This is a genomic window from Pseudomonas sputi (genome assembly GCF_021603585.1).
Lineage (GTDB): Bacteria > Pseudomonadota > Gammaproteobacteria > Pseudomonadales > Pseudomonadaceae > Aquipseudomonas > Aquipseudomonas sputi.
In genome coordinates this window covers 26,663-52,270 of the sequence record NZ_BQHI01000006.1, presented here as the reverse complement: position 1 = coordinate 52,270, position 25,608 = coordinate 26,663, and the positions used below count along the sequence as shown (strand labels likewise).

Genomic DNA, 25,608 nt, shown 5'->3' with positions numbered 1-25,608 from the left:
CCTGCCAGCGATAGCGAATTGTCAGTTGCTGGATCGATCGAACTTGTCCGGGTCTTCGTCCTCCGGCACTTCTTCGCTCTCGCGTTCTTCAGGATTACCCACGGTATGCGCCGGACTGTTCGGCTCGGGATGCGTGGGAACCGGGTCAAATGCGCCCTGCTCTTCACTGGGAAACTTTGGCTTGTTCATAAGGCACCTCGCAGAGCATCGATGGATGAAGACTCTGAACATTCGAGGTGCCGGTCGGGGCTGTCGTTCCAGTCAATTCACCACCGCAGGCCGGCGGCGCGACTGACGGTCAGGATCGGGCCTGCAACTGCTCGACGATCTTGTCTTTGACCTGCAGGCGTTTCTCTTTGAGTTTCTTCAATGTGTCGTCACTGGGCGCATCCGAAGTCGCCGTCTCGGCCTTGACGACTTCAGCGTCCGCCTGGGAATACTTGTTGATCAGTGCATCCAGATGTGGATCCGCGGTGCGTCGTTGCTGGATCTCTTCCTTTGTAAGTTTCAAGTCCTGTAACAGATCATGGGTCACCGGCATGGAACACCTCCGTCAGTTGATCGGCAGCCAACGCGACCGATTGCGCTGGCCAGGTATCAGAATGGCCTCGGTTGGCCACTTCTGTCGACCACCTGTCAGACCAGCGGTGTCCGTTCGTCGCCCTTTCGCAAATGCGATAAAACCTTTGGTCGGCGAACTCCCTCCATTGAATAACGCTCACAAAAACCTGCGTGGAGAAACACCAATGGACGGATTCAAACTGCGTCACCTTTTTCTGGCTGTCGCCCTGAGCACGGGCATCGGCTCGGCCTTCGCCGCTACCGACAACGACTTCGTCGATAACGCAGCGGCCGGCGGCATCGCCGAAATCGAAACCAGCCGTCTGGCATTGGAGAAGAGCCAATCGGCCGATATCAAGGCGTTCGCCAACATGATGATCACCGACCATGGCAAGACCAACGATGAACTGGCCACAATTGCCAAGGCCAATGACATCGAGGTACCGGACACCACGACGCTGATCAAGCAGGCCAAGGAGAAAATCCTCGACATGCGCGATGAGTCCTTCGATGCCGCCTATGCCAACAATCAGGTCAAGGCTCACGAAGACACCATCGAGCTGTTCAAGAAGCAAGCCAACACCGTGACCGACGACAAAGTCAAAGGCGCCACCGAACTCAAAGCCTTTGCACAGAAAATGTTGCCGGGTCTGGAAAAACACTTGGCCGCCGCCAAAGAGCTGCAGGCCAAACACCCCAGCAAGTAACCGCCAGGTACGCCAAGAGGCCGCCTCCATTGGACGCGGCCTCTTTGCGTTGGGGCTTTGTTGCAGGCACAAAACAGCACTCCCGGCCACGCCGACTAGAGTTACCGGTGCGTTGCTTGCGGCAGATCAAGAATATCCTCGCGGGAACGAACAACTATTTCGAACGGCCAGGGTCATTCACTTCGCGCCGGTCATTTTCCGAAGAACCGGCCCCCAATTCGCAATGGAGCAACAGGCACATGGCAGCACTGCAGAACAGCACACTCGATGCGATTAAAAACAATCAGGTTCAACTGCTGGGCGAATGGATCAACGGGCTTCAAACCACCGGCGCTACCCGCAACCTCAAAGAACACGACATACACCAACAGACCGGCGAATTCCTGCAACTGGTGGTCAGTGGCCTGGAAAACGACAGCGGCACCAACATCGCCGCGCCGGGCTGGGAAGGCATGCGCCAGTTCCTCGAAAAACTCTCCCATAGCCGCGCCCAGCTCGGTCAGGATTCGCAGCAGACCGCCAGCTTCATTTTCTCGCTCAAGGGCCCGCTGTTCGCCTTGCTGCAAAACCATTATCAGGATCAGCCCGCTCTGCTCGCCGAACAGCTGTGGGAAGTCTCCGAGCTGTTCGATGCCTTCGGTCTGTACACCATTCGCACGTTCCAGAAATCCCGTGAAGCAGTGATCAAGCGCCAGCAGGAAGAATTGCTGGAGCTGTCCACCCCGGTGGTCAAGCTGTGGGATGGCGTGCTTGCACTGCCGATGATCGGCACCCTCGATTCACAACGCACCCAAGTGGTCATGGAATCGCTGCTGCAACGCATCGTCGACACCGGCTCGGAAATCGCCATCATCGACATCACCGGCGTGCCGACCGTCGACACGCTGGTCGCCCAACACCTGCTCAAGACCGTGACCGCGATCCGTCTGATGGGCGCCGACTGCATCATCAGCGGCGTGCGTCCGCAGATTGCCCAGACCATCGTGCATCTGGGCCTCGACCTGCAAGGCGTGGTCACCAAAGCCAATCTGGCCGACGCACTGAAGCTGGCCCTGACCCGTCTGGGCATCACCCTCAGCAAGACGGTCTGAACAATGGAACGTATCCCGATTCTTCAGATGGGTGAGTACCTGCTGGTGACCATCCAGGTCGACATGCACGACCAACTCGCCCTTGCCTTGCAGGACGACCTGTCCGAGCGCATCAGCAAGACCTCCGCGCGCGGGGTGCTGATCGACATCTCGGCGCTGGACATGGTCGATTCGTTCATTGGCCGGATGATCGGCACCATTTCCGGCCTGTCGAAAATCATGGATGCCGAAACCATGCTCGTCGGCATGCAGCCGGCGGTTGCCATTACCCTGGTGGAGCTCGGTCTGTACCTGCCAGGCGTCAGCACCGCGCTGAACGTCGAGCGCGGCATGAAACTGCTGCAGGAACGAGTACGCCAGCAATGACCGTGCGCAGCAGCGGTACCCAACCGATCAATATCGAGCAGGACGTGGTGCTCGCCCGGCAACAGGCGCGCAAACTGGCCACCGAATGCGGCATGCGCCTGATCGACCTGACCAAACTGGTGACCGCCGTCAGCGAGCTGGCGCGCAACACCATGGTGTATGGCGGTGGCGGTGACATGGACTGGCAGATCCTCGATGACAACCACAAGGTCGGCCTGCGCCTGACTTTTCGCGATGAAGGCCCGGGTATTCCCGACATCAAACTGGCGATGACCGACGGCTGGACCTCCGGCAGCGGTCTGGGCCTGGGCCTGACCGGGGCCAAGCGCCTGGTGGACGAATTCGAACTGGACACCGAGCCCGGCAAAGGCACTCGCATAACGATCACCCGATGGACATGAACATCAGCGGGACATTGACCCAGGTGTTGGTGATCGAGGACAGCAGCCAGATCGGCCATGCCCGGCGTACAGCCCAGCGTCTGGCCGAGCAGCACGGTTTTGGCGAAAGCGATGCCGGCCGTGTGGCGCTGGTGGCCACGGAACTGGCGAGCAATGTGCTCAAACATGCCGGCCACGGCGAACTTCACCTGCGCCTGTTGCCCCGTCAGGGCGATGCCGGCATCGAGCTGATTGCGGTCGACCGTGCCCAGGGCTTTGATCTGGATGCGTGCATGGCCGATGGCTTTTCCACCGGCGGTACTCAGGGCATCGGCCTGGGCGCCGTGGCACGCCAGGCCGATGTCTTTGATGTTTTTGCCGACCATCGTGGCGCGGTTCTGCTGGCTCGTTTATACCCGCGCAGCGACCGGCAAATGGATATGCCCTATGGTGTCAGCCAGCACTCGCTGCACAACGATCCGGCCTGCGGCGATGTCTGGCATCTGGCGACGCATGGCGCCGATGTCAGCGCTCTGATAGTCGACGGACTGGGCCATGGCGAGGACGCTGAGCGTGCGGCTCGCGGCGGAGAAAAGGCCTTCGCGCTGAATCCGTTCGGTGCGCCGACGCTGCTGATGGAAGACATGCACCGCGAGATGATCGGGAGCCGGGGCGGCGCAGTGGCATTCGCGCAGTTTCACGCCGGCCGTGCCAGTCTGTCGTTCACCGGTGTCGGCAACATCGGTGCCAGCCTGATCGCTTCCGACAAGTCGCGCGGACTGGCCTCGCATCCGGGCATCGTCGGTGGCCAATACAGAAAAGCCCAGCCCTTTGACTATGCTCACGTGAACGGACATCTATTGATCATGTACAGCGATGGCTTGCAGTCCCGTTGGAACCTTCAAGACTACCCCGGTCTGGTGCATCGCCATCCCGCCGTGATAGCCACCGTCCTGCACCGTGACTTCTGTCGCGGCCGCGACGATGTCACCGTGCTGGTGGTTGCCCTGGAGGCCGCCCATGGCTGAGTCCCCAATCTTGAACAGCACCGAGCAGGCAGCGCTGATCGCCCAGTTGCAAAGCGAAACCGCGGCACTGCGCGAAGAGCTCGACGAAACCAATCAGGGCGTGCTGGCGCTGTACGCCGAACTCGACACCCAGGCCGAACAACTGCGTCAGGCATCCGACCTGAAAAGCCGTTTCCTGTCGTACATGAGCCACGAATTCCGCACACCGCTGGGCTCGATCCTGAGCATCAACAGCCTATTGGCCGACGAACTCGACGGCCCGCTGAGCCCCGAGCAGCACAAGCAGGTGGCCTTCGTCAGCAGCGCCGCCCGGGAGCTCAGCGACATGGTCGATGACCTGCTCGACCTGGCGAAGATCGAGGCCGGGCGCATCAGCATTTCTGCGGCGTGGTTCGACATGTTCGACCTGTTTGCGGCGCTGCGCGGGATGTTCCGGCCGATTGTCGACGCCACGGCGGTGGACTTGATTTTCGAAGAACCGGTGGGCCTGCCGCGTCTCTACACCGACGACAAGAAGCTGGCGCAGATCCTGCGCAACTTCATTTCCAACTCGCTGAAATTCACCACCCGTGGCGAAGTCCGGATCTCGGCGCGCCTTGAAGGTGAGGACAAGGTGCGGTTCGCCGTCAGCGACACCGGCATCGGCATCGCCCCCGAACTGCACGGCACGTTGTTCGAGGACTTTTCACAGGTTGACTCTCCTTTGCAAAAACGCCTGCGCGGCACCGGGCTTGGATTGTCCCTGTGCAAACGCTTCGCCGAACTGCTCGGTGGCGAGGTCGGCGTCCAGAGTACCCCGAGCGTGGGTTCGTGCTTTTTCGTGATCATTCCATTGGCGATCGCCCAGGAGAGTGTCGATGAAACATGACATCCGTCTGTTGATTGTCGACGACAACGTCGCCACCCGTTACGCCTTGCGCCGGCGGCTGGAACGCCACGGCTATGAGGTGTTAGAGGCCGGTACCGGTGGCGAAGGCCTGGCATTGATCGCCAGTGAGAAGCTCGACGCGTTGATTCTCGACGTCAATCTGCCGGACATGAGCGGCTTCGACATCGTTCGCGAACTGCGCGCCGACTCCCGCACCGCCCTGCTCCCGGTGATCCACGTGTCGGCTGCGTCGATCCAGACCGGCGACATCATCACCGGACTTGATGCCGGTGCCGATGCCTACCTGATTCACCCGGTGGACCCGGACGTATTGCTGGCCACGCTGCGCACCCTGCTGCGGGTGCGCGACACGGAAAACGCCTTGCGTGAAAGCGAGGCGCGCTTTCGCGAGATCTTCGTCAATGTCTCGGCGCCCATCGCGGTACTCGACGCCGACCTCAAGGTCCACGAATGCAATCACGCCTTCTCCCAACTGATCCAGGACAACCGCGACGCCCAGACCCTCAGCGCGTGTTTCGCTGACGACCAAGGTGCGATTCTTCAGGAATTGCGCCTGCGCCTGGTGGATGGCGAGCGCTGGAAAGGCACGCTGAACATGCGCGTGCAGGGCGAAATCCGCGAAACCGAGTGGCAGATTTCACCCTACCGCACCCCGAAGCTGAGCCTGGTGTTCGTCGAAGACGTCACCGAACACCGTCAACGCGAACGCTCGCACCTGGCGCGGCTGGACGACACCACCACGCAACTGGCCAAGGAAGTCGCCGACCGGGTGCGTGCCGAATCGCAACTGCTGCAAGTGCAGAAAATGGATGCGCTGGGCAAACTCACCGGCGGCATCGCCCATGACTTCAACAACCTGCTGACCGGGATCATCACCAGCCTCGAACTGATCCAGAAACGCATGGCCGATGCCCGCCCGGACAAGGTCCAGTTCTACGCCGAAGCGGCGCTGAACTCGGCGATGAGCGCGGCCTCGCTCACCCATCGCCTGCTCGCTTTTGCCCGTCAGCAACCGCTCGACACCCGTCCGGTAGACATCAACAAGCATGTGCGCTCGCTCGAAGAATTGCTGGTGCGCACCATCGGCGAACGCATCGCCCTCAAGCTCGAGATGACCACCAAACCGGCCATCGCGCTGGTCGATCCGATCCAGCTGGAAAGCGCAGTGCTCAACCTGGTGATCAATGCCCGGGACGCATTGCCACGGGGCGGCAATATCTGGGTCAGCACGTACGCGGCGTATTCCCACGGCGACCCGAACCTCGCCGATGGTTCCTATGTGGCGCTATCGGTGCGCGATGACGGTACCGGCATCGAGCACAGCGTCATCGATAAGGTGTTCGAGCCGTTTTTCACCACCAAACCGCTGGGCCAGGGCACCGGGCTGGGGCTGTCGACGATCTACGGTTTCGCCCGTCAATCCGGTGGCGATGCGCACATCCGCAGCGTGGCGCGACGCGGCACCGAAGTGACGATCATGCTGCCGGCCACCAGCGATCCGACCGCTGTCGATGTGGCCCCGGTGACCATTGATCCGCAAGGCTCGGGCGAACATGTGTTGATCGTCGAAGACATGCCGGCGGTGCGCCTGTTCGTCACCGAAGTGCTGGAAGACGCCGGTTACCGCTGCACCCAGGCCGCCGATATCGAAACGGCGCTGGAGCGTTTGCAGAACGACTCGTCGATCGACCTGCTGCTGACCGACGTCGGCCTGCCACGCATGACCGGCCGTGAACTGGCGGACGTTGCGCGGGGCTGGCGCGAAGCGCTGCCGATCCTGTTCATGACCGGTTACGCGGAAACCGCGATCAACCGGCAGGTGTTCCTCGGGGCCGGCATGGAGATGCTGGTCAAGCCGTTCCAGATCCGCGAACTACTCGACAAAGTCCGTCGCACGCTCGACGGCGCCTGATACACCGCCATCGCGGGCTTGCCCGCGATGAGGCCCGCCCAGGCGACGCCGTTATCGGTTCAAGGCACGGGCTAGAAACGGCGCAGTCCGGCTCTTTTTGCTCGCCGCCACTTTCTGCGGCGTCCCGACCACGACGATCCTGCCGCCCTCATCCCCCGCACCCGGACCGATGTCGATCACCCAGTCGCTCTGCGCCACCACGCGCATTTCATGCTCGACCACGATCACCGTGTGCCCTGCGCTCACCAGATTGTCCAGTTGCTCCAATAAGCGGTCGACGTCTCGCGGATGCAACCCGGTGGTGGGCTCGTCGAGCACATACAACGTCGCGCCACGCTGGTTGCGTTGCAGTTCGGTGGCCAGTTTGATCCGCTGGGCTTCGCCGCCGGACAACTCGGTCGCCGGTTGCCCGAGGCGCAGATAACCGAGGCCGATGTCGCGCAATACCTCCAGCGAACGGCGGATCGCCGGTTGCTCGGCAAACACCGTCACCGCTTCGTCCACCGTCAGTTGCAGCACCTGCGCGATGCTCAAGCCCTGCCAGAGGATGGCCAGGGTCTCGGGGTTGTAACGCGCACCGTGGCAAGTCGGGCACGGCGCATAAACGCTGGGCATGAACAGCAATTCGACACTGACAAACCCCTCGCCTTCGCAGGTCGGGCAGCGACCCTTGGCGACGTTGAAGGAAAACTGCCCGGCGTCGTAACCCGCCGCTTTCGCCTCGACGGTGGCGGCAAACAGCTTGCGCACGTTGTCGAACAGCCCGGTGTAGGTCGCCAGATTCGAACGCGGCGTGCGGCCAATCGGTTTCTGATCGACCTGCACCAGACGCTTGATCGACTCCAGCCCGGCGCTGACCTGGCCGGTGCTGGCAGACGGGGTATCGTCTTCCAGATTGAGCTCTTCCGGCTCGGCGTCACTGACGCTGCGCCCGAGCTGCGCGCCGACCAGTTCCAGCAGCGCCTGGCTGACCAGACTGGATTTGCCTGAACCGGAGACGCCGGTGACCGAGGTGAAACAGCCCAGTGGAAATTCGGCGCTGAGGTTATTCAGATTGTTGCGGGTGACGCCGTCGAGCTTCAGCCACCCCGACGGTTTGCGCGCGGCGCGTGTGGAGCGTTGCTGTTCGGCGAACAGATAGGCGCGGGTCTGGGAGTGTTCGATCGCCGCCAGCCCCGACGGCGGACCGCTGTAAAGAATCTGCCCGCCCTTTTCACCGGCCGCCGGGCCGACGTCGATCAGCCAGTCGGCGCGGCGCATGGTGTCCAGATCGTGCTCGACCACAAACACGCTGTTGCCGTCGGCTTTCAGACGCTGCAAGGCCTCGAACAGCGCCTCGCCGTCAGCCGGGTGCAGGCCGGCGGAGGGCTCGTCGAGCACGTAGATCACGCCGAACAATTGCGAGCCCAATTGAGTGGCCAGTCGCAGGCGTTGCAATTCGCCGGACGACAGGGTCGGCGTGCTGCGCTCCAGGGCCAGATAACCGAGGCCGAGATCAGTCAGGGTGCTGACCCGCTCCAGCAAGTCCTCGGCAATGCGCTGGGCGGCCAGGCGCTTTTCCAGCGACAGGTTCGGCGTATGGCGCACGTCCGGCGCGTTGGCGTGGCCGCTGGCGCCGTGGGCCACGCGCTGCTGGCGGGCCTCGCGGGTCTGGCTGTGGGTCAGGGTTTCACCGCTTTCATCGGCGTGTTCCAGCCAACTCGCGTCCGCCACCGGTTTCAAGACTTCGGCGACTTGCAGCAGCGGCATCCGCGACAACTCGCCGATGTCATGCCCGGCAAACGTCACCGACAGCGCCTCGCGCTTGAGGCGCTTGCCATCGCACAACGGGCACAGGCTGCCGATCATGAATTGCGAAACGCGCTTCTTCATCAGCGCACTTTGCGAATGGGTGAAGGTGTGCAGGATGTAGCGCCGGGCGCCAGTGAAGGTGCCTTGATAACTCGGTTCCATGTTGCGCTTGAGGGCGACGCGGGTCTCTTCCGGCGTCAGCCCGGCGTACACCGGCACCGTCGGCGTTTCCTCGGTGAACAAGATCCAGTCGCGCTGCTTTTTCGGCAGCTTGCGCCACGGGATATCGACGTCAATGCCCATGGTCACCAGGATGTCGCGCAGGTTCTGCCCCTGCCAGGCCAGCGGCCAGGAGGCCACGGCGCGCTGGCGGATGGTCAGATTCGGATCCGGCACCATCAACGCCTCGGTGACCTCGTAGACCCGGCCCAGTCCATGGCATTGCGGGCACGCGCCTTGCGGCGTGTTCGGTGAAAAATCCTCGGCATACAGCATCGGCTGACCCGGCGGATAGCTGCCGGCGCGCGAGTACAGCATGCGGATCAGGCTCGACAGCGTGGTCACGCTGCCCACCGACGAGCGCGTGCTCGGCGTGCCGCGCTGTTGCTGCAGGGCCACGGCCGGCGGCAGGCCTTCGATGGAATCGACGTCCGGCACCCCGACCTGATCGATCAGCCGCCGCGCATAAGGCGCCACCGATTCGAAATAGCGCCGCTGGGCCTCGGCATACAGCGTTGAAAACGCCAGCGACGACTTGCCCGACCCCGACACCCCGGTGAACACCACCAGCGCGTCACGGGGGATATCGACATCAACGTTCTTCAGATTGTGTTCACGGGCGCCGCGCACGCGAACCATGCCGGCGGCGGAACTGGAGCTGCGCTTGGAAGTCATCGGCCAGCCTTGGTCAGGGGATTTGGGGCTCAGGTACTAAGCACGGAACGGATCATCTGCAGCAATGCTTCGGGACCGTAAGGCTTGCCGAGCAAATGGGTGTCAGGGCTGAGCTGGTGGTTGCGCGAGATGATGTCGCGGGTGTGCCCCGAGGTAAACAGCACCGCCACCGGCGGCATTTGCACCTTGGCCCACGCCGCCAGATCGGAGCTCTTGATAAGACCGGGCATGACCACGTCAGTGAAGATCAGGTCGACCCGGGCGCCCTCCATCAACATCTGCATGGCCGCGTCGCCATTGCCGGCGATCAGCACGCGGTAGCCTTCTTCGCGCAACAGCTCGACTGCCGAGGTGCGCACCGCTTCGTTGTCCTCGACCACCAGGATCGTTTCGTGACCGCCCGTGAGGTGTTCTTCCACACTGGGTGCTGCTTCACCCATCGGTCGCAGGCTGCGCGGGAAGTACAACTGCACTCGCGTGCCCTGGCCCACCTGACTGTCGATCTCCACATGCCCGCCGCTCTGTTTGACGAAACCGAACACCATACTCAAGCCGAGACCGGTGCCCTGGCCGTCGGCCTTGGTGGTAAAGAACGGTTCGAACACTTGCTCGAGTATGTGGGGGGCAATGCCCACGCCGCTGTCACTGACCGAGACCCGCACGAAATCCCCCGGCACGATGCCTTTGCCCGAACAGAACGTCCGGTCCAGTGAGAGATTGGAGGCGCCGAGCACAATCGTGCCCTCGCCCTTCATGGCGTCCCGGGCATTGATCGCCAGATTGAGAATGGCGTTTTCCAGTTGATTGCGGTCGACGTTGATGTGCCACGGTTCATCCGGCAGTTGCACGTCGATCTGGATGGTTTCGCCCAGCGCCCGTTGCAGCAACTCGCCGACACCTTCGAAGATCTGCCGGGGATTGCACACCGCCGGCGACAGCGGCTGACGCCGGGCAAACGCGAGCAGTTGCGAAGACAGCTTGGCGCCGCGCTCCACCGCCGCCAGCGAGGCGCCGACCCGACGCTGGACGTTGGCATTGTCCGGTTCATGCCGCGCCAACAGGTGCAGGTTGCCAGCGATTACTTGCAGCAGGTTGTTGAAGTCGTGAGCCACGCCGCCGGTGAGGCCGCCGATGGATTCGAGTTTCTGCGACTGGCGCAATTGCTCTTCGGCGGCGAGGCGCGCTTCGACTTCATCTGCCACACGCTGCTCGAGGTTGCGGGTGAACTTGAGCAGGGATTCTTCGGCAATCTTGCGCTCGTGAATATCGATCAGCACACCGGGAAAACGGAACGGCCGGCCCTGCTCGTCGAATTCACAAGCGCCGCTGGCGAGCACCCACAGACAACTGCCATCGGCACGCACCACCCGGTACTCGGCGTTGTAGGGCTCGCCGGTACGCACCGAATTCTCCACGCACTCCTGTACCCAATTGCGATCGTCAGGATGAATGTGCGCTTCGGCGATATGTTGCGGCAGGTTGGTCAGGTCTTGATCCGGCGGGTAGGAAAATGTCCGGGCAAAACGCTCGTCGGCCGACAGCACATTGTTTCTGACGTCCCAGACAAAGGAGCCGATCAATGCGCCGGCATTCAGTGCCAGTCGCACCCGCTCATTATCGGCGCGATAGGCATCTTCAGCGGCCTGGCGCAGACGCTCGGACAACACCAGCTCAGTGGTTTCCACCACCATCGCCATGACGCCCGAAGGCACGCCGGCATCGTTGGCCACCGGGCTGTAATAAAGGTCGAGCCAGACGTCCTCCGGCACCCCGTCGCGCAGCAGCACCAGAACTTTGTTGCGATACTCCAGGGTGCCACCCGCCAGGCAGGTGTCCACCACATGCCGGTTGAAATCGGCGACCTCCGGCCAACCCAGTTCCACCGGCGATCCGAGCAGGTAAGGATGTCGTCCGCCAGCGAATCGGGAATAAGCGTCGTTGTAGATCATGTAACCGGCACGGCCCCAGAGCATGACCATCGGCAACGGCGAGGCCAGCATCAGCTGGACCGTGCTGCACAGGCTGGCCGGCCAGGTTTCGAGAGGGCCCAGATCCGTCCCGCTCCAGTCGAATGCTCGGATGCGCCCGGCCATCTCGCCTTGCCAGCCGTCACACCCATGGCTCTCGGTTAAAAACTGCATTGGCTGCTTCAACGCCTTGTGGTGGATCCGGTTCTATCGCTGCGCGTTCAAACGCCGCGCCCGTCTGTTTCGAGCGTGCCGGGCAGCGATGGTTTCATTAGAGGTATAGCCGATTTCACCTGCGCTCGATGTTCAGACGTCGATCAGGTGTTTGAGCGGATGGTAGCCGGTCTTCATCTTCGAAGCGACGTCAAGAATCGCCTTCTGGATACCGTCCAGGTGCATGCAGGTCAGCTCGATCGCCGCGCTCTGGTTGCCGGCTTCAATGTACTCGATCAGACGCAGGTGCTCGTCATCACGGCAGGCCTCATGGCTGTCATCGTCCAGCGCCGCGGCGTACAGCGAGGCGCGGGATATCAGCTTCTGAAACCAGTCGAGCAGTACAGGATTGTTCAGGCTGCGGGCCAGTTTGATGTGGAACTCGCCGAGTAGGTGAATCAGTCGCTCGTGATCGCCCGCTTCGTGGGCTTCGTCTTCCAGCAGCAGGTGGTCACGCAAATCCTGCATCGTGGCAGAGTCCTTGCGCCGGCACAGTTCGGTGACGATGCCGATCTCGATCAGGCGCCGGGTTTCGAACAGCGAACGGATCTCTTCATCACTGGGCAGCGACACCGACGCACCTTTATTGGGCTCGGTGGTGACCAGTCCCTCAGCCTCCAATTGTTTGAGCGCGGCATGAACCGACGTGCGGCTGACATTGAACAGTTCCGCCAGCGACGCCTCACCCAGCTTCATCCCCGGACGCAGCGAGCGCTTGCTGATCGCCTCGTAAACCCCTTGGTAGACGCGGTCGACAGTGGTTTCCGTTTTTTTCTCGGTCATTTGAAAGCTCATTCAATGCTGGCAACGGTCCCTGGCGAAAGCGTCAACCAGGAAAATGAGTTGTTCACCCTGCTCGGCCCCTCGGGCTGCGGCAAGCCCCCCCTGCTGCGCACCATCGCCGGTTTCGAACATGTCAGCGACGGCGAGATCCGTCTGGCGGGCGAAACGGTCAATCACCTGCCGCCGTTCAAGCGTCGGGGCCATACGGTGTTCCAGAGTTACGCGCTGTTTGTTTGCGCACCTGTGAATGTTGCGCAGAATATCGCCTTCGGCTTCGAGATGCAGGGTCTTGATCGCAAGACCCTGCCCGCACGGGTCGCTGAGATGCTCGCACGGGTGCAAATGGAGTACCTGGCCGGGTGCAAACCGGCGCAATGGTCCGGTGGCCAGCAGCAACGCGTGGCGCTGGCCCGGGCCCTGGCGGTGGTGTTGACCTTGCTTGCTCTGATCGCCATTGCGCTGGGCATCATGGGCTACATCAGCCTGCTTCCGCGCAACGCCTGCGGCGGCGTCGACTGGCAGGCCCAATGGCAACTGGCAGAGCTACGTGCAGCTGTTTTTCCAGGAAGGTTTTGATCGACAGCGTGGTGCCGCGCCCGATTGCACGGGTCACCCCCCTGGACGGCGAAGGCCGGGTCAATGCCACGCCGTTCAGCTTCTTCAATGCCCTGTCGGCAGATCCGCCCCTTCTCGCGCTCGGCGTGAGAATGATCAGGAGCCTGGATCTCAGTCGGTGCCGTACTTCGGCGACCGTGGCCCGTACAGCAGGCCCGCCGGATGACCGGCCGACAGCAGTCGATTGCTGGCCACACCGGCAATCGGGTAGCCGGCATCGGTGGAGCTGTTGATGATCTGCTTCACCGCCGCGGTGATCAGCGCGCCGATCAGGCCGCCACCGCTGTTGTTGCCGCCCTCTTCGCTCGACGCCCGGGCCGCGCCGGTCCACAGGGTGACGCCGGTTTTCAGGTCCACAAGCTTGGCGCTGGCGGTGACGGCCGTTTCGCTGCTGATCACGATGTAGCGCGTGCCGTACTCGCTGACCGTGATGTACAACGCCGCATCGGCACCGAAGATTTCCTGCAGTTTGTTGGCCGGCACCGCATGGATGTCATCCGGTGTGGTCAGGCCGTTCTGGCGGAACGTCTCGTCGACCAGCGTGATCGGCAGCACGTAGTAACCGGCTTCGGCCAGCGGGAACGTCACTTGCGACAACAGGCTGTAGGACGCCTTGACGTCCGGCGAGGTGTTCAGCGGCGGCAGCACCAGAATGGATTTCGGCCGTGCTTGTTTGTACGCCGAGTAGTCCACGGTTTTCGGTGCAACACAGCCACCCAGAACGGTCAGTGCCAGGCCCGCAGCCAACAGTTTCAAGGCACGCGAGATCATTGGGCGTCTCCGCTCTTGGCGTTCTTAAGCAGAAAATCCATGTACGTGCCGGACTCGGGGAACAGGGTCTTTTCGGTGCGCAATTGCTGCACCATCTGATCGTCCTTGCCCATGCTCAGGTACAGCAGACCGAGGTGGGCGTGGTAACCCGGCGGTACCGGCTTGCCACTGGCACGGATCTTTTGCAGATCGGCTTCCAGCGCTTCGGCCTGAGCCTCTTTCGGCGTTTCGCTTTTGAAGTATTCGTAGACTTGCGGCTGGTAGCCTTCCCACTGGTACAGGGTTTGCGGGCTGCTGCAACCGGCCAGCAAAGCGCTGGCGGCCAGGGTCAGGGCCATCAGCGACCGGGACAGGGACAGATTCATGGTGTGTTGCTCCTTGCGATGGGCGTCTATCAGTTGCCCGGTTTCCAGGCGCCGGCGTTCATGCCATCAACCAGGCGATTGATCGCCTCGCGCATGGCCAGATCGAGGACTTTGCCGTTGAGGGTGGAGTCGTAGGCAGCGGTGCCGCCGAAGCCGATGATTTCGCGGTTGGACAAGGCGTACTCGCCGGCGCCCTGGGTCGAATACACCACTTCGGAGGTGCTGATGTTGACGATGTTCAGGTTGACCTTGGCGTAGGCGACCTGAGTCTTGCCACGGCCGAGAATGCCGAACAGTTGATGATCACCGGTCTCTTTGCGGCCGAATTCGGTAACGTCACCCGTGACCACGTAATCGGCGCCTTTCAGACGCTGGGCCTGGCCCTTGATCGCCGCTTCCTGCTGGATCTCGCCCATGTTGTCGCGGTCGAGCACCGAGAAACGGTTGGTCTGCTGCAAGTGAGTGATCAGGATGGTCTTGGCCTGACCGCCGAGACGGTCGACGCCGTCGGAGAAGATCCCGCGCATGTAGCTCGAACGGTTGTCGAACTTGCCCACGGCCATCGGGATACGCACACCGGACCAGGCCTGGGAGGCGCTTTCCACCTTGGCCACCGGCAGTGCGCGGGAGCTCTCGGTGGCGCAACCGGAAAGCGAACCGGCCAGGGTGCCGAGGACGGCAATTGCAACGCCCGAGACCAACATCCGGGAGATCATTCTCACTGTGCATTCCTTCTGAAAAATGATGTGTCCCGGCACGGCAAAATCGTGGGGGATCGGGAAAGGGGCGGCATTATGCCAAAGTGCCACCATTGAGGACAGGTTTTTTTGACGCCAGCAAATTGGCTCATTAATCAGCCAGCAGTCCTCAGTACCGATCGTTCCCACGCTCTGCGTGGGAATACATCCCGTGACGCTCTGCGTCACAGTGGACGCGCGCGTCCATGGCGGCATTCCCACGCGGACGGTTCGACACCTCGACGTGGGAACGATCAGTTCGGGTTGTCAGTGGAAATCGCGGCTTTGCACCCGAATCCCGTTGAGCAGCGGGCTGAGGTCACTCAAGCGTCCGGCGATCAGATGCCGCACCTCGCCTTCACGCTCCCAGCGGCCATCGACGTTGAGCAATTGCGAGCCAACCAGCACCTGACGCTGGCGCTCGGCCAGGTCGCGCCAGACCACCACGTTGACGTTGCCGAACTCGTCTTCCAGGGTCACGAAGGTCACACCGCTGGCAGTGCCCGGTCGCTGGCGCCCGGTCACCAGCCCCGCCACGCTGACCGGCCGGCCATGCTCGACGTCCAGCAACTCCCGGGAACTGCGACAGCGCCGCGCCCGCAACTCATCGCGCAACAACGTCAGCGGGTGCGGCCCCAGCGTGGTACCGAGAGTGGCGTAATCGGTGAACAGGTCTTCGCTGACACTCGGCGTCGGCAGCAGCACATCCGGCTCTTCCTGACTCGGCAACCCGGCAAACAACCCGAGCTGTTTCTGCACCCCGGCCACTTCCCAGCGTGCCCGATGACGATGACCGGCCAGGCCGCGCAGTGCCCCGGCATCGGCCAGCAGCGCCTGGGCGCGACTGTCGAGCCCGGCCCGCTCGCCCAGATCGGCGACATCGGCAAACGCGCCCCTCGCCCGAGCGCTTTCAATGCTGCGGGCATCCTCCTCGCGAAACCCCTTGATCATTCGCAGGCCCATGCGGATGGCCGGTTGCTCGCCGGTGACCGGTTCCAGGCTGCAATCCCAGTCACTGGCGCGTACATCCACCGGGCGGATCTGTAAATGATGCCGGCGCGCGTCCTGAAGAATCTGATCCGGACTGTAGAACCCCATCGGCCAACTGTTGATCAGCGCGCAGGCGAACGCCGCCGGTTCGTGGCACTTGAGCCAGCAACTGGCATAGGTCAGCAAGGCAAAACTGGCGGCGTGGGATTCAGGGAAACCGTAACTGCCGAAGCCCTTGATCTGCTCGAAGATCTGCGCGGCGAATTCCGGGGAGTAGCCATTTTTCTTCATGCCGGCGGCCAATCGTTCCTTGTGCGGCTCCAGCCCGCCGTGGCGTTTCCACGCGGCCATGGAGCGGCGCAATTGATCGGCCTCGCCGGGACTGTAGTCGGCCGCGACGATGGCGATCTGCATCACCTGTTCCTGAAACAGCGGCACGCCGAGGGTGCGCTTGAGCACCACTTCCAGCTCCGGGGACGGATAAGTTTCCTCTTCTTCCTTGTTCCGGCGGCGCAGGTACGGATGGACCATGCCGCCCTGGATCGGCCCCGGCCGGACGATGGCCACCTCGATCACCAGGTCATAGAAGGTTTGCGGGCGCAGGCGCGGCAGCATCGACATCTGCGCCCGGGATTCGATCTGGAACACGCCGATGGTATCGGCGCGGCTGATCATGTCGTAGGTCGGACGATCCTCAGGCGGGATCGTGGCCAGGCTCAAGTCCTGATGACGATGACGGCGCAGCAGGTCGAAACAGCGGCGGATCGCGCTGAGCATGCCCAGGGCGAGGATATCCACCTTGAGCAGCCCGACGGCGTCGAGGTCATCCTTGTCCCACTGGATGATGGTGCGGTCGGCCATGGCGGCGTTCTCCACCGGCACCAGCGTGTCCAGCGGTTGCTCGGAAATCACGAAACCACCGGGGTGTTGCGACAGGTGCCGGGGGAAGCCGATCAGTTGCCCGGTCAGGCTCAGCACCCGGTGCAGCAGCGGACTTTCGGGGTCAAAACCACCTTCGCGCAAGCGCTCCAAGGGCGGCGTGTCATCGCTCCAGTGGCCGCAGCAGTCGGCCAGCGCATTGATCTGGTCCGGCGGCAAGCCCAGCGCCTTGGCCACGTCGCGGATCGCGCCGGCCGCGTGGTAGGTGCTGACCACCGCCGTCAGTGCCGCACGACGGCGGCCATAACGCCGGAATACGTATTGCAGGACTTCTTCCCGGCGTTCGTGCTCGAAATCCACGTCGATGTCCGGCGGCTCGTTGCGCTCCCTCGACATGAAACGCTCAAACAGCAGCGTGGTGCGATCCGGGTCGATCTCGGTGATGCCCAGGGCAAAACACACCGCCGAGTTGGCCGCCGAACCGCGACCCTGACAGAGAATTCTCTGCTCACGGGCGAAGCGCACCACGTCGTGCACGGTGAGGAAGTAGCTTTCGTAGCCGAGTTCGGCGATCAGTTCCAGCTCATCGTCGATCTGCTTGAGCACCTTGGGCTGGGCGCCTTTCGGCCAGCGCCAGGCGATGCCTTGCTCGGTCAGGTGGCGCAGCCAGGAGCTGGCGCTGTGCTCTTCAGGCACCAGCTCTCTGGGGTATTGATAGCGCAACTCGCTCAGGTCGAAGGTGCAGCGGCGAGCCAGTTTCACCGACTCGTCCAGCAAGGCCTGCGGATACAACTCGCTCAACACATCAAGGCTGCGCAAATGCCGCTCGCCGTTGGGGTGCAGGCGTAACCCGGCTTCGGCCACTGGAACGTGATGGCGGATCGCGGTCATGGTGTCCTGCAAGGCCCGCCGGCCACGGGCGTGCATGTGCACATCACCGCTGGCCACGGCTGGAATCTGCAGTTCATCCGCCAGACTCAACAGCGCGGCCAGCCGTTGCTGATCGTTCTGCCCGCGATGCAACTGCACCGCCAGCCAAAGCCGTTCGCCGAAGGTCTGTTTCAGCCAGCGACCCTCTTCCACCTCATCGACCGCATCCGGCACCCACAGCACCAGCAATCCCGGCAACGGTTCGCCGAAATCCTCGCGCAATATTTGATACTGGCCTTTCTGGGTACGCCGTCTGGCCTGGGTAATCAAGCCGCACAGCGCCTGATAGCCCTCGATGTTCTCCACCAGCAACACCAGTTTCGGGCCGTTCTCGATGCGCATCTCGCTGCCGATAATCAGCGGAAGCTCCACGGATTTTGCCGCTTGCCAGGCACGGACGATGCCGGCCAGGGTGCATTCATCAGTGATCGCCAGCGCCTGATAGCCGTGTTGCTTCGCCCGCTGGAACAGCTCCAGCGCACTGGACGCCCCGCGCTGGAAACTGAAGTTCGACAGGCAGTGCAGCTCGGCATAACCCTGGCTCACGCGAACCAGCCCTGCAGCCACAACGGACCGCCCTCACCCACCGCCCGATACGCCCAGCCTTGCTGGCCGGCGCGGTTCTGGATCAGGTAATAGTCGCGGCGCACATCGTCACCGTCCCACCAGCCGGACTCGATGCGTTCCGGGCCCATGAGGATGCGCGCCGAACCTTCGGGCACCGACTGCGGCTCGCCCAACAACCAGCCCGGACGCTGCACACCCGGCAATGCAGGGCAACGCTGTTTGTCATCGGCGTTCTGCCACGCGCACTCGGGGCGATGATCGGCCTGAAAGCGCAGGCCCTGCACTGCGTCATCCCCCAGCCGCGCGCGCAGACGTTCGCGCAATTGCTCCCAGGGCAAGGTCTGCTGCGGGCGATCGTCGAACAGTTCCTGAAACTGCGGCACGAAACTTGGCAGATCCTCGGCGCGCAGACGAAAACCGCGCACCGGGGCTTCGACCTGCACCTGCTCCAGTCGGCCACGGGCCAGTTCAAAGAGCATCGCCGGATCGCGCTCGGCGCTGAGCAGGCCGACCTTGACCAGCGTGTCCGGCAGCCCGGCGTGCTCCAGGTGCAGATCGAAGCGCTGCACGCCGCTGTCGCGCCCGCACAAAAACGCCGCCAGATCGGACGTCAGGCGGCGCAATGGGAACAGCAGCGCCTGATGGGACTGCACGTCGAAATTGAGTTCGATGCGCACATCGAAGCGATCCGGCGGCAGATAGAACGCCAACGCCAGCGGTCGTGCGCCGAACAGCGTATCCAGATGTTTGAGCATCGGCGCCTCGAAACGCCGGGCCAGGGCCTGACGCGGCAGGCTCTGCACCTGATGAAGGTTGCGCAGGCCCATGCGCGTCAGCGCCGTGGCCACGCTCGGCTCAAGCCCGATGCGCTCGACCGGCAATTGCCCGAGGTGATGGCGCAAGGCATCGCCATCGGGCACCACCAGTCCGTCATAGGCATTGGCCAACACCCGCGCCGCCACCGGATTGGGCGCGGCAACGATGCGGTGCCGAAAACCCAGCTCCGTCAGTTCCGTGCGCAATCGCGCCTCGAACTGCGCCCAGGAACCGAACAGCCCGAGGCTCGATTCGATCTCGAACACCACGGTGCGCGGGTAATGCACGCTGACCTGGGCGCTGAAGCGATAGGCCCAGGCGGCGAGAAACTGCTGCCAGTGTTCGACCTCGGCCGCGTCGTAATCGACGGTGGCGAACCCTTTGCTCATGGCCTGCGCGGCGGTCATCGACTGCCCCGGCCGCAAGCCCAGGGCCCGAGCCGCCGGGTTGACCGCTTGCAGCACCCGACGCTGGGCCGGGCCGCTGAGCAGCGCCAAGGGTTGCTCGGGATCGGGACGCTGACGCAGCACGGCGTCGAGGGCCAATTGCGGGAACAGAATGCAAACCCAGCGCATGGCGACCTCAATGCCCCACGGCGAAGGCAATCGGTGCGCTGCGCGCCAGACCGCCCCGGCACTTGAGCACGCGCAATTGTGCAGGTCGTGCATCAATGGCAATGCGCAGTGCGGCCGGCGACGGGTTGACCGCTTCACTCAATGGCCGCCACGCGAATGCCAGGGTCTGGCCGGTTTCCGCCGCCACCTGCAAACGGCGCAAGGCACGGTCATCGGCCTTGTGCGGCCAGCACAGCACCGCGCCGCAACTGCCCGAACGCAGGCATTGTTCTGCCGCCCACAAAGCATCGCGTTCGCTGGCCTGGATCACCGACAACTGACGCAAATCGACCCCGGCATTGGCCCAGGCCTGCGGATACGGCACAAACGGCGGCGCCACCAGCACGATGCGCTCGCCCGCCGCCGACAGCCGCGCCAGGGTCGGCCACACCAGTTGCAGCTCACCGACACCGGGCCCGGCCAAGAGGATTTCGCTCAGCGCCGCATCAGGCCAGCCGCCACTGGGCAAGGCCGCGTCCAGCGCCGCGTGCCCGGTGGGTTGCGGGCTGGCGGTCGGTGGCGCAGGCCGGCCCTTCCAGACCTGGCCACCATTGAACAGCGTATCCAGCGCAACGACGGCCCCCATCAACCTTGCCTCACCAGACCGCAGAACACCCCTTCGATGGCCAGGTCCTGATCGTCCCGCACCACAATCGGTTGATACGCCGGGTTGCGCGGCAACAGGCGAACCTCATCGCCGACCCGCTCGAAGCGTTTGATGGTGACTTCACCGTCGAGCCGCGCCACCACGATCTGGCCGTTGAGCGCCTCGGGGTTGCGCCGCACGCCAACCAGATCGCCGTCGAGAATGCCGTCCTCGATCATCGAATCGCCCTGCACCCGCAGCATGTAATCGGGTGTGCGGGAGAACAACGCGGGATCGAGCATCAGCCGATTGTGCAGGTCGGCATCGGCGCCGATGGGCGCACCGGCGGCCACCCGGCCGAGCACCGGGACTTCGAGCAGTTCCGGTCGCGCCGGTTGCCCGAGCAGGCGAATGCCCCGGGCCTGATGCGGATTGACCTCGATAAACCCGGCTTCAGTGAGCGCCAGCACATGCTTGCGCGCCACGCTGCGGGAGGCAAAACCAAAAGCCTCGCTGATTTCAGCGAGGCTTGGGGGCTGACCGTGTTCGGCGATGCGTTCGCGGATGAAGGTCAGGATGGCGGTACGGCGGGGAGTCAGAGTCGTCATGGAGTACATTTGTACTCTTGTGGGATTTTCCTGACAAGCACCGCCAGTCAGCTTGAATCCGGCGCCGCAATGCGGCCACCGCCCCGCGATCGTTCAGTTCGCCGAGGGCCAGCGCGGCTTCCTTGCCCAGGTTGCTGATGCGGTGGCCGAGGGTGTCGATCAGCGCGTCGAGGGCCGGCACGTAACGCAAACGGCCGAGGCTGCGGGTAGCGCGCAGGCGAACCTGCCAGTAGTCGTCGGCCAAGGCTTCGATCATCGCCTGCATGCGGATACTACTGATCAGACTAAATGCCATGCTGCGTGACGGTACCGAATGGCGGTGACGAATGGCAGGGTCAAGACAGTTGCTCCCACATTGGTATTGAGTGCGACCAGCGAATCAGTGGCGTTTGAGGATCTGATCCATCACCCAATCGGTCTTCAGGGCTTCGGCGGCGACTGCCGGGTGCTGCGACTCACCGCGAATCTGCGCGTTCATGCCCAGTACGTGGTGCCACTGGATGTGGTCGTGATGGGGGATTTGCAGGCGGATGTCGTCATCGGCATGCAACTCGACCGGATGCTCGTCGAACACCGAAAACCCGATCCGCCCTTTACTGCCGATGATCTCGACCCGATCCTCGCGCCGATCCGCAACAAAACTCCAGCAGCCCATGCCCAGCGCGCCCGAGGCGAATCGCCAACTGGCACTGACCGCATCCTCCGCCGCGTACAACCCGGCCTGATGTGCGGTGAAGCCGGCGACGTCAACGATATCGCCCAGCAGATACTGAAACAGGTCGAACCCATGGCTGGCCAGATCCGCGAAGTACCCGCCACCGGCCACTGCCGGATCGGTACGCCAGTTTGCGCTGCCGTCCAGATCCTTGGGCGATGGTGCCTTGGTCAGCGTCCAGCTCAAATGCCGCACCTCGCCGATTCGCCCCTGCTCCAGCCATTGCCGAACCTGCTGGAAACGCGGCAACGAACGGCGGTAATAGGAGACGAACAGGTGCAAACCGGCATCGGCAAACGCCTGCTGCATTTCACGGCTTTGCCCGGCGTTGAGTGCCATGGGTTTTTCCACGCAGCAATGCTTGCCGGCGGCGGCGACTTTAAGGCTGTAGGCGTGATGACTGTCGGGTGGCGTGGCGATGTACACCGCGTCCACCTCGGGGTCGTTGATCAGGGCATCGACGTCGGTGTACATCCGGGCGATGCCGTGGCGAGTGGCGTAATCGGTCACGGCGTCGAGGCGTCGGCCCATCACCGCGACCAACGCAGAACCGGGCGCCTTGTAGAAGGCCGGCCCGCTCTTGCGTTCAGCGACGCTGCCGCAACCGATCATGCCCCAGCGCACCACGTTCATGCTGGCGCCTCAGCCGATGCGCAGTGCGCGCAGGTCGAGGTGGCCGTTTTGCAGCGGCGGGCACCAGTAGTAGCCGCCGGTGATCGGCCGGCTGATGCGGTACAGACCGTCGGTGATGCCGTCTTCCAGACCGCTCATACGGCGCAGTTGTGCTTCGAAAGCATCGAGGGAGAAGCCGAACGCGAGGAACATCAGACCGGCGCGGTCGCCTTCGATCCACGGCATCGAACGGCGCACGACGAAGGCTTCCGGGGCGAAGCTTTCCTGGGCGGTGCGCTTGACGTGAGCGGACACCGGGGCGTCGTCGATCTCTTCGTTGTCGCTCAGGCGACGGCCCATGATGTTGTCCTTGTCTTCGGCGGACAGCGCATGGAAACCCTTGAGGTCGTGCTGCCACTGCTGGATCGCGGCGAAGCTGCCTCCGACCAGGCCGTCGGCGCCTTCACTTTGCAGTGCGGCGGCGATGGCGGCTTCGTCATGGGGGTTTTCGGTGCCGTCTTCATAACCGGTGAGGTCATGGCCGTCCTTGTGGCGGAAGGCCTCCTGCATCTGCACCAGACGCAGCGCCGGAGCCAGTGCGGCCTCAAGGGCGGTGCTGCGGTTGAGCAACTCGCCACGGTCGACGCCGTGCAGCCAGACCCACAGGGCGTGCTGGGTCGACGGGTTTTCCACGCCGACGCCGGTCAGCGCCGGAAAGCTGCGCAGGCCGTCGATGTGCACATTCAGGGCCTTGGCCAGGGACTCACCGAAACCGACCACCGCCAACTTGCCGTCCACCAGGCTCAGCAGGTTGTTGATCGCCTGCGGCAGCGCTTCAACCGACTCGAGGGCGAAAAACAGGTGACGAGCTTGCGGCGGAACAGGGGTGGCGAGAATGCCCGGCTGGTAGTAACTCATGTCGACTCCTTGGAAAGAGCGCGGAGTTTAACTGTAGCCGGAGGATTTGTGTGGGATCAGATGACGCACTCGCTGCGCCACGCACTCGGGCTTTTGCCCGTCCAGCGCCTGAACGCCCGGCGAAAACTGCGCACGTCGCTGTAGCCGACTTCCTCGGTAATCCGCTCGATCGGCATATCAGGATTGGCCAACAGACTCATCGTGCGCGCCTGGCGCACTTGCTCAAGCAAGGCCTCGAACGTCAGCGAGTGCTCGGTCAGGCGTCGGCGCAGCGTGCGGCTGCTCATGTTCAGGTCACCAGCAATCTTTTCAATATGGCTGCCCCGACTCAGGTCTCGGGCAATCGCCCGCTCCACGGCCTGGATCAGATCGAGTTTCTGGTGAACCTGCGCCGCTTCCAGCTCCAGCAGCTTCACCGCCTGACGCAGCGCCAGCGAATGGTGGTTGGGCAGGTTCACATCCAGCCACTGCACATCGATCAGCATCCGATTGTGCAGACAGCCGAAACGTACATCCGGCCCCAGCAAGCGCCGGTATTCATCGATGTAATCCGGCGCGGCGTGCATGAACTCCACGGCAATCGGCTTGAACGTCTCGCCCACCAGCGCCCGGCCATAGACCAGCAGGCTGGCGAAAAACTCTTCCACCGCAAACACCTGCACCTCGGCGAACGGCAGCCGGCATTCAACGTCGACATACACCTGATCGCCCACCACATCGACACTGGAAACGACGATCCCGCCGGAGGTGTGCTGATGCCGAACGCCAATGTCGAACGCATCGCGCAGGGTCTTGCACAGCGACAGCACATGCCCCAGCAAACCGAGAGTCCCGAGCACGTTCTGCGCACCGACCCACAGGCCCAGCCCCTGATTGGGCAAAACTTTAAGCGCACGCTGGATCATGGCCACGGCCTGGCGATAGGAAATCCGCTGCGCCGGATCCTGCAGGTCTTCGACATCAAAACCCAGGCCACGGCACAGGCTCTGCGGCTCGATGCCCTTGTTGGCGGCGACTTCGGCCAGGGTTTGCAGGAGAAACGGCGACACCAGCGCCAGTTCGAAGGTCGGGTCTTGGACTTTTACGTTCATGGAGGCTGACATTCCGGATCACGCTGAATTGTTATTTTTGTAACCGGTTATGTCGAAGGAAGTTAGCACAGGGTTCGCGGGCTGTCCGCAGAAGTCCCCTTCCGTGTCCGCCAATACCCTGCCCTGTTGTGCGCCAAGGGCTTATTTCTATCGTGGCCGAGTACCCTGCGTGCCGGCGTTGCGCCCAAAACACAATAATAATGAGGACGGACATGACCCCGAACCGCGCGACATTCCCTGTGCGACTGGCGCTGAGCCTGCTCGGCTGCGCTGCGACCCTGCCGGCGCTGGCCACCGAAGCCGGCGTCGACAACATCGGCCCCGGCACCGACGGCTTCTTCATGCTGCCGCTGGAAGTCGACAGCCTTCCGGAGAACATGGTCGCCTTCAACCTCTACTACAACCACTACAAGTCGCGAAAGCTCAACATCAGCTCGCTTGGCGGCAAGGTGCCAAATGTCGAGATCGAATCCACCGCCGTCATTCCGCGCCTCGATTACCTGAGCCCGGTGCGGATTTTCGGCGGGCGCCTGGCCGGCTACATCGCCCAGCCGTGGCTCAAGCAGGAAGTCTCGGTATTCGGCCTGAGCGACACCCGCGAAGGCATGGGCGATACCACCATCGCGCCGATCATCCTGTGGGACATGGGCAAGGACCTGACCCTCGGCGCCGCCGTGGAAATCACCGTGCCCACCGGTGAATACAGCGTCGATCGACTGGCCAACACCAGCAACAATTTCTACACCTACAAGCCGCTGTTCTCGTTCACCTGGCTGCCGACCGAGCGCACCGAGGTGTCGATGAAAACCACCTACAGCTTCAACGAGAAAAACAAGGACACCGACTACAAATCCGGGCAGATCTTCCACTTCGATTACTCGGCCAGCTACAAGATCACCGACGACCTGATGCTCGGTATCAACGGCTACTACCTCAAGCAGACCACCGACGACAAACAGTTCGGCCACACCGTGCAATTCGCCGGCGAGGACGTGAACGACGGCGTGCGCGGCAAGGTGTTCGCCATCGGCCCGGCGCTGCACTTCACCTTCCTCAAGTACGCCAGCGCCGAGATTCGCTGGGCCAAGGAATTCGACGTGGAGAACCGGCCGGAGGGGGAAATGTTGTGGGCGAAGGTGAGCATTCCGTATGCTTTTTAAATAAAAGAACCGAAAAAAAAAAGGGCGGCCAAAAGGCCGCCCGAAGCGTACT

Annotated in this window: 23 protein-coding genes and 2 pseudogenes; 9 read left to right on the top strand and 16 right to left on the bottom strand. The window is 62.9% G+C overall.

Annotated features, from left to right (window positions below; all coding sequences use genetic code 11):
* Positions 1–21 precede the first annotated feature (21 nt).
* Together L6D81_RS10640 and L6D81_RS10635 are read right to left on the bottom strand one after the other, a co-directional pair.
* On the bottom strand, positions 22–189 hold the full coding sequence (locus tag L6D81_RS10640; protein ID WP_236179014.1) for a hypothetical protein: 168 nt from the start codon (positions 187–189) through the stop codon (positions 22–24).
* A 109-nt stretch (positions 190–298) separates the two neighbouring features.
* Positions 299–541 (bottom strand): HP1242/YdcH family protein, encoded by a 243-nt coding sequence (locus L6D81_RS10635; protein ID WP_039768852.1) that lies wholly within the window; start codon positions 539–541, stop codon positions 299–301.
* Between the two features lie 205 nt (positions 542–746).
* Here L6D81_RS10635 and L6D81_RS10630 point away from each other — a divergent pair, with 205 nt between their 5' ends.
* The 7 genes from L6D81_RS10630 to L6D81_RS10600 all read left to right on the top strand — a co-directional run bounded on the left by L6D81_RS10630 (position 747) and on the right by L6D81_RS10600 (position 6,934).
* A complete protein-coding gene (locus L6D81_RS10630) occupies positions 747–1,268 on the top strand; it encodes a DUF4142 domain-containing protein (protein WP_236179013.1) in 522 nt (173 codons plus the stop codon).
* A gap of 239 nt (positions 1,269–1,507) precedes the next feature.
* On the top strand, positions 1,508–2,359 hold the full coding sequence (locus L6D81_RS10625; protein ID WP_236179012.1) for an STAS domain-containing protein: 852 nt from the start codon (positions 1,508–1,510) through the stop codon (positions 2,357–2,359).
* Between the two features lie 3 nt (positions 2,360–2,362).
* Complete coding sequence (locus tag L6D81_RS10620; protein ID WP_236179011.1) at positions 2,363–2,725, top strand: STAS domain-containing protein; 363 nt, start codon at positions 2,363–2,365, stop codon at positions 2,723–2,725.
* Positions 2,722–3,126 carry an anti-sigma regulatory factor gene (locus L6D81_RS10615; RefSeq protein WP_039768856.1) on the top strand — a complete coding sequence of 135 codons (405 nt, stop codon included), beginning with the start codon at positions 2,722–2,724 and terminating at the stop codon, positions 3,124–3,126. The genes L6D81_RS10620 and L6D81_RS10615 overlap by 4 nt, the downstream gene beginning before the upstream one ends.
* Complete coding sequence (locus tag L6D81_RS10610) at positions 3,123–4,133, top strand: ATP-binding protein (protein ID WP_236179646.1); 1,011 nt, start codon at positions 3,123–3,125, stop codon at positions 4,131–4,133. Before L6D81_RS10615 ends, L6D81_RS10610 begins: the two co-directional genes overlap by 4 nt.
* Entirely contained in the window at positions 4,126–5,001 is an 876-nt protein-coding gene (locus L6D81_RS10605) for a sensor histidine kinase (RefSeq protein WP_236179010.1), read from the top strand. The genes L6D81_RS10610 and L6D81_RS10605 overlap by 8 nt, the downstream gene beginning before the upstream one ends.
* The gene (locus tag L6D81_RS10600) at positions 4,991–6,934 is read left to right on the top strand and encodes a response regulator (RefSeq protein WP_236179009.1); all 1,944 of its coding nucleotides are present in this window, start codon (positions 4,991–4,993) and stop codon (positions 6,932–6,934) included. Before L6D81_RS10605 ends, L6D81_RS10600 begins: the two co-directional genes overlap by 11 nt.
* Before the next feature lie 51 nt (positions 6,935–6,985).
* Here L6D81_RS10600 and L6D81_RS10595 read toward each other — a convergent pair whose 3' ends face one another.
* The 3 genes from L6D81_RS10595 to L6D81_RS10585 all read right to left on the bottom strand — a co-directional run bounded on the left by L6D81_RS10595 (position 6,986) and on the right by L6D81_RS10585 (position 12,582).
* Positions 6,986–9,619: an excinuclease ABC subunit UvrA gene (locus tag L6D81_RS10595; RefSeq protein WP_236179008.1), complete on the bottom strand. Its 2,634-nt coding sequence runs from the start codon at positions 9,617–9,619 to the stop codon at positions 6,986–6,988.
* 29 nt (positions 9,620–9,648) lie between these two features.
* A complete protein-coding gene (locus L6D81_RS10590) occupies positions 9,649–11,760 on the bottom strand; it encodes a hybrid sensor histidine kinase/response regulator (RefSeq protein WP_236179007.1) in 2,112 nt (703 codons plus the stop codon).
* Positions 11,761–11,892: 132 nt separating this feature from the next.
* Positions 11,893–12,582, bottom strand: coding sequence for a GntR family transcriptional regulator (locus L6D81_RS10585; protein ID WP_236179006.1), 690 nt, complete (start codon positions 12,580–12,582; stop codon positions 11,893–11,895).
* Positions 12,583–12,597: 15 nt separating this feature from the next.
* Here L6D81_RS10585 and L6D81_RS10580 point away from each other — a divergent pair.
* A pseudogene (locus L6D81_RS10580) lies at positions 12,598–13,029 on the top strand (ATP-binding cassette domain-containing protein); the annotation flags it as partial.
* Between the two features lie 279 nt (positions 13,030–13,308).
* On the opposite strand, the gene L6D81_RS10575 reads toward L6D81_RS10580, so the two are convergent.
* The 11 genes and pseudogenes from L6D81_RS10575 to L6D81_RS10525 all read right to left on the bottom strand — a co-directional run bounded on the left by L6D81_RS10575 (position 13,309) and on the right by L6D81_RS10525 (position 24,396).
* Positions 13,309–13,968, bottom strand: a complete 660-nt coding sequence (locus L6D81_RS10575) for a DUF799 domain-containing protein (protein WP_236179005.1) — start codon at positions 13,966–13,968, stop codon at positions 13,309–13,311.
* On the bottom strand, positions 13,965–14,333 hold the full coding sequence (locus L6D81_RS10570; RefSeq protein ID WP_236179004.1) for a DUF4810 domain-containing protein: 369 nt from the start codon (positions 14,331–14,333) through the stop codon (positions 13,965–13,967). The genes L6D81_RS10575 and L6D81_RS10570 overlap by 4 nt, the downstream gene beginning before the upstream one ends.
* Before the next feature lie 29 nt (positions 14,334–14,362).
* Complete coding sequence (locus tag L6D81_RS10565) at positions 14,363–15,049, bottom strand: CsgG/HfaB family protein (protein WP_162130490.1); 687 nt, start codon at positions 15,047–15,049, stop codon at positions 14,363–14,365.
* Positions 15,050–15,337: 288 nt separating this feature from the next.
* Positions 15,338–18,436 carry an error-prone DNA polymerase gene (locus L6D81_RS10560; protein WP_236179003.1) on the bottom strand — a complete coding sequence of 1,033 codons (3,099 nt, stop codon included), beginning with the start codon at positions 18,434–18,436 and terminating at the stop codon, positions 15,338–15,340.
* Positions 18,412–19,827 carry a Y-family DNA polymerase gene (locus L6D81_RS10555; protein ID WP_236179002.1) on the bottom strand — a complete coding sequence of 472 codons (1,416 nt, stop codon included), beginning with the start codon at positions 19,825–19,827 and terminating at the stop codon, positions 18,412–18,414. The genes L6D81_RS10560 and L6D81_RS10555 overlap by 25 nt, the downstream gene beginning before the upstream one ends.
* A 7-nt stretch (positions 19,828–19,834) precedes the next feature.
* The gene (imuA, locus tag L6D81_RS10550) at positions 19,835–20,452 is read right to left on the bottom strand and encodes a translesion DNA synthesis-associated protein ImuA (RefSeq protein WP_236179001.1); all 618 of its coding nucleotides are present in this window, start codon (positions 20,450–20,452) and stop codon (positions 19,835–19,837) included.
* A complete protein-coding gene (gene lexA, locus L6D81_RS10545) occupies positions 20,452–21,069 on the bottom strand; it encodes a transcriptional repressor LexA (protein WP_236179000.1) in 618 nt (205 codons plus the stop codon). The genes imuA and lexA overlap by 1 nt, the downstream gene beginning before the upstream one ends.
* A gap of 55 nt (positions 21,070–21,124) precedes the next feature.
* Positions 21,125–21,319 (bottom strand): annotated as a pseudogene (locus L6D81_RS10540) (HEAT repeat domain-containing protein); the annotation flags it as partial.
* A gap of 120 nt (positions 21,320–21,439) precedes the next feature.
* Entirely contained in the window at positions 21,440–22,408 is a 969-nt protein-coding gene (locus L6D81_RS10535; protein ID WP_236178999.1) for a Gfo/Idh/MocA family protein, read from the bottom strand.
* Positions 22,409–22,417: 9 nt separating this feature from the next.
* Positions 22,418–23,305 carry a Dyp-type peroxidase gene (locus tag L6D81_RS10530; protein ID WP_236178998.1) on the bottom strand — a complete coding sequence of 296 codons (888 nt, stop codon included), beginning with the start codon at positions 23,303–23,305 and terminating at the stop codon, positions 22,418–22,420.
* Between the two features lie 56 nt (positions 23,306–23,361).
* Positions 23,362–24,396 carry an AraC family transcriptional regulator gene (locus L6D81_RS10525; RefSeq protein ID WP_236178997.1) on the bottom strand — a complete coding sequence of 345 codons (1,035 nt, stop codon included), beginning with the start codon at positions 24,394–24,396 and terminating at the stop codon, positions 23,362–23,364.
* A gap of 212 nt (positions 24,397–24,608) precedes the next feature.
* Here L6D81_RS10525 and L6D81_RS10520 point away from each other — a divergent pair, with 212 nt between their 5' ends.
* Positions 24,609–25,556, top strand: a complete 948-nt coding sequence (locus tag L6D81_RS10520) for a SphA family protein (RefSeq protein WP_134022428.1) — start codon at positions 24,609–24,611, stop codon at positions 25,554–25,556.
* The last annotated feature ends 52 nt before the right edge of the window (positions 25,557–25,608 follow it).

Coding starts and splice junctions, on each gene's coding strand:
- L6D81_RS10640 (WP_236179014.1), bottom strand. CDS start 189: ATGAACAAGCCAAAGTTTCCCAGTGAAGAGCAGGGCGCATTTGACCCG.
- L6D81_RS10635 (WP_039768852.1), bottom strand. CDS start 541: ATGCCGGTGACCCATGATCTGTTACAGGACTTGAAACTTACAAAGGAA.
- L6D81_RS10630 (WP_236179013.1), top strand. CDS start 747: ATGGACGGATTCAAACTGCGTCACCTTTTTCTGGCTGTCGCCCTGAGC.
- L6D81_RS10625 (WP_236179012.1), top strand. CDS start 1,508: ATGGCAGCACTGCAGAACAGCACACTCGATGCGATTAAAAACAATCAG.
- L6D81_RS10620 (WP_236179011.1), top strand. CDS start 2,363: ATGGAACGTATCCCGATTCTTCAGATGGGTGAGTACCTGCTGGTGACC.
- L6D81_RS10615 (WP_039768856.1), top strand. CDS start 2,722: ATGACCGTGCGCAGCAGCGGTACCCAACCGATCAATATCGAGCAGGAC.
- L6D81_RS10610 (WP_236179646.1), top strand. CDS start 3,123: ATGAACATCAGCGGGACATTGACCCAGGTGTTGGTGATCGAGGACAGC.
- L6D81_RS10605 (WP_236179010.1), top strand. CDS start 4,126: ATGGCTGAGTCCCCAATCTTGAACAGCACCGAGCAGGCAGCGCTGATC.
- L6D81_RS10600 (WP_236179009.1), top strand. CDS start 4,991: ATGAAACATGACATCCGTCTGTTGATTGTCGACGACAACGTCGCCACC.
- L6D81_RS10595 (WP_236179008.1), bottom strand. CDS start 9,619: ATGACTTCCAAGCGCAGCTCCAGTTCCGCCGCCGGCATGGTTCGCGTG.
- L6D81_RS10590 (WP_236179007.1), bottom strand. CDS start 11,760: ATGCAGTTTTTAACCGAGAGCCATGGGTGTGACGGCTGGCAAGGCGAG.
- L6D81_RS10585 (WP_236179006.1), bottom strand. CDS start 12,582: ATGACCGAGAAAAAAACGGAAACCACTGTCGACCGCGTCTACCAAGGG.
- L6D81_RS10575 (WP_236179005.1), bottom strand. CDS start 13,968: ATGATCTCGCGTGCCTTGAAACTGTTGGCTGCGGGCCTGGCACTGACC.
- L6D81_RS10570 (WP_236179004.1), bottom strand. CDS start 14,333: ATGAATCTGTCCCTGTCCCGGTCGCTGATGGCCCTGACCCTGGCCGCC.
- L6D81_RS10565 (WP_162130490.1), bottom strand. CDS start 15,049: ATGATCTCCCGGATGTTGGTCTCGGGCGTTGCAATTGCCGTCCTCGGC.
- L6D81_RS10555 (WP_236179002.1), bottom strand. CDS start 19,827: ATGCGCTGGGTTTGCATTCTGTTCCCGCAATTGGCCCTCGACGCCGTG.
- imuA (WP_236179001.1), bottom strand. CDS start 20,452: ATGGGGGCCGTCGTTGCGCTGGATACGCTGTTCAATGGTGGCCAGGTC.
- lexA (WP_236179000.1), bottom strand. CDS start 21,069: ATGTACTCCATGACGACTCTGACTCCCCGCCGTACCGCCATCCTGACC.
- L6D81_RS10535 (WP_236178999.1), bottom strand. CDS start 22,408: ATGAACGTGGTGCGCTGGGGCATGATCGGTTGCGGCAGCGTCGCTGAA.
- L6D81_RS10530 (WP_236178998.1), bottom strand. CDS start 23,305: ATGAGTTACTACCAGCCGGGCATTCTCGCCACCCCTGTTCCGCCGCAA.
- L6D81_RS10525 (WP_236178997.1), bottom strand. CDS start 24,396: ATGAACGTAAAAGTCCAAGACCCGACCTTCGAACTGGCGCTGGTGTCG.
- L6D81_RS10520 (WP_134022428.1), top strand. CDS start 24,609: ATGACCCCGAACCGCGCGACATTCCCTGTGCGACTGGCGCTGAGCCTG.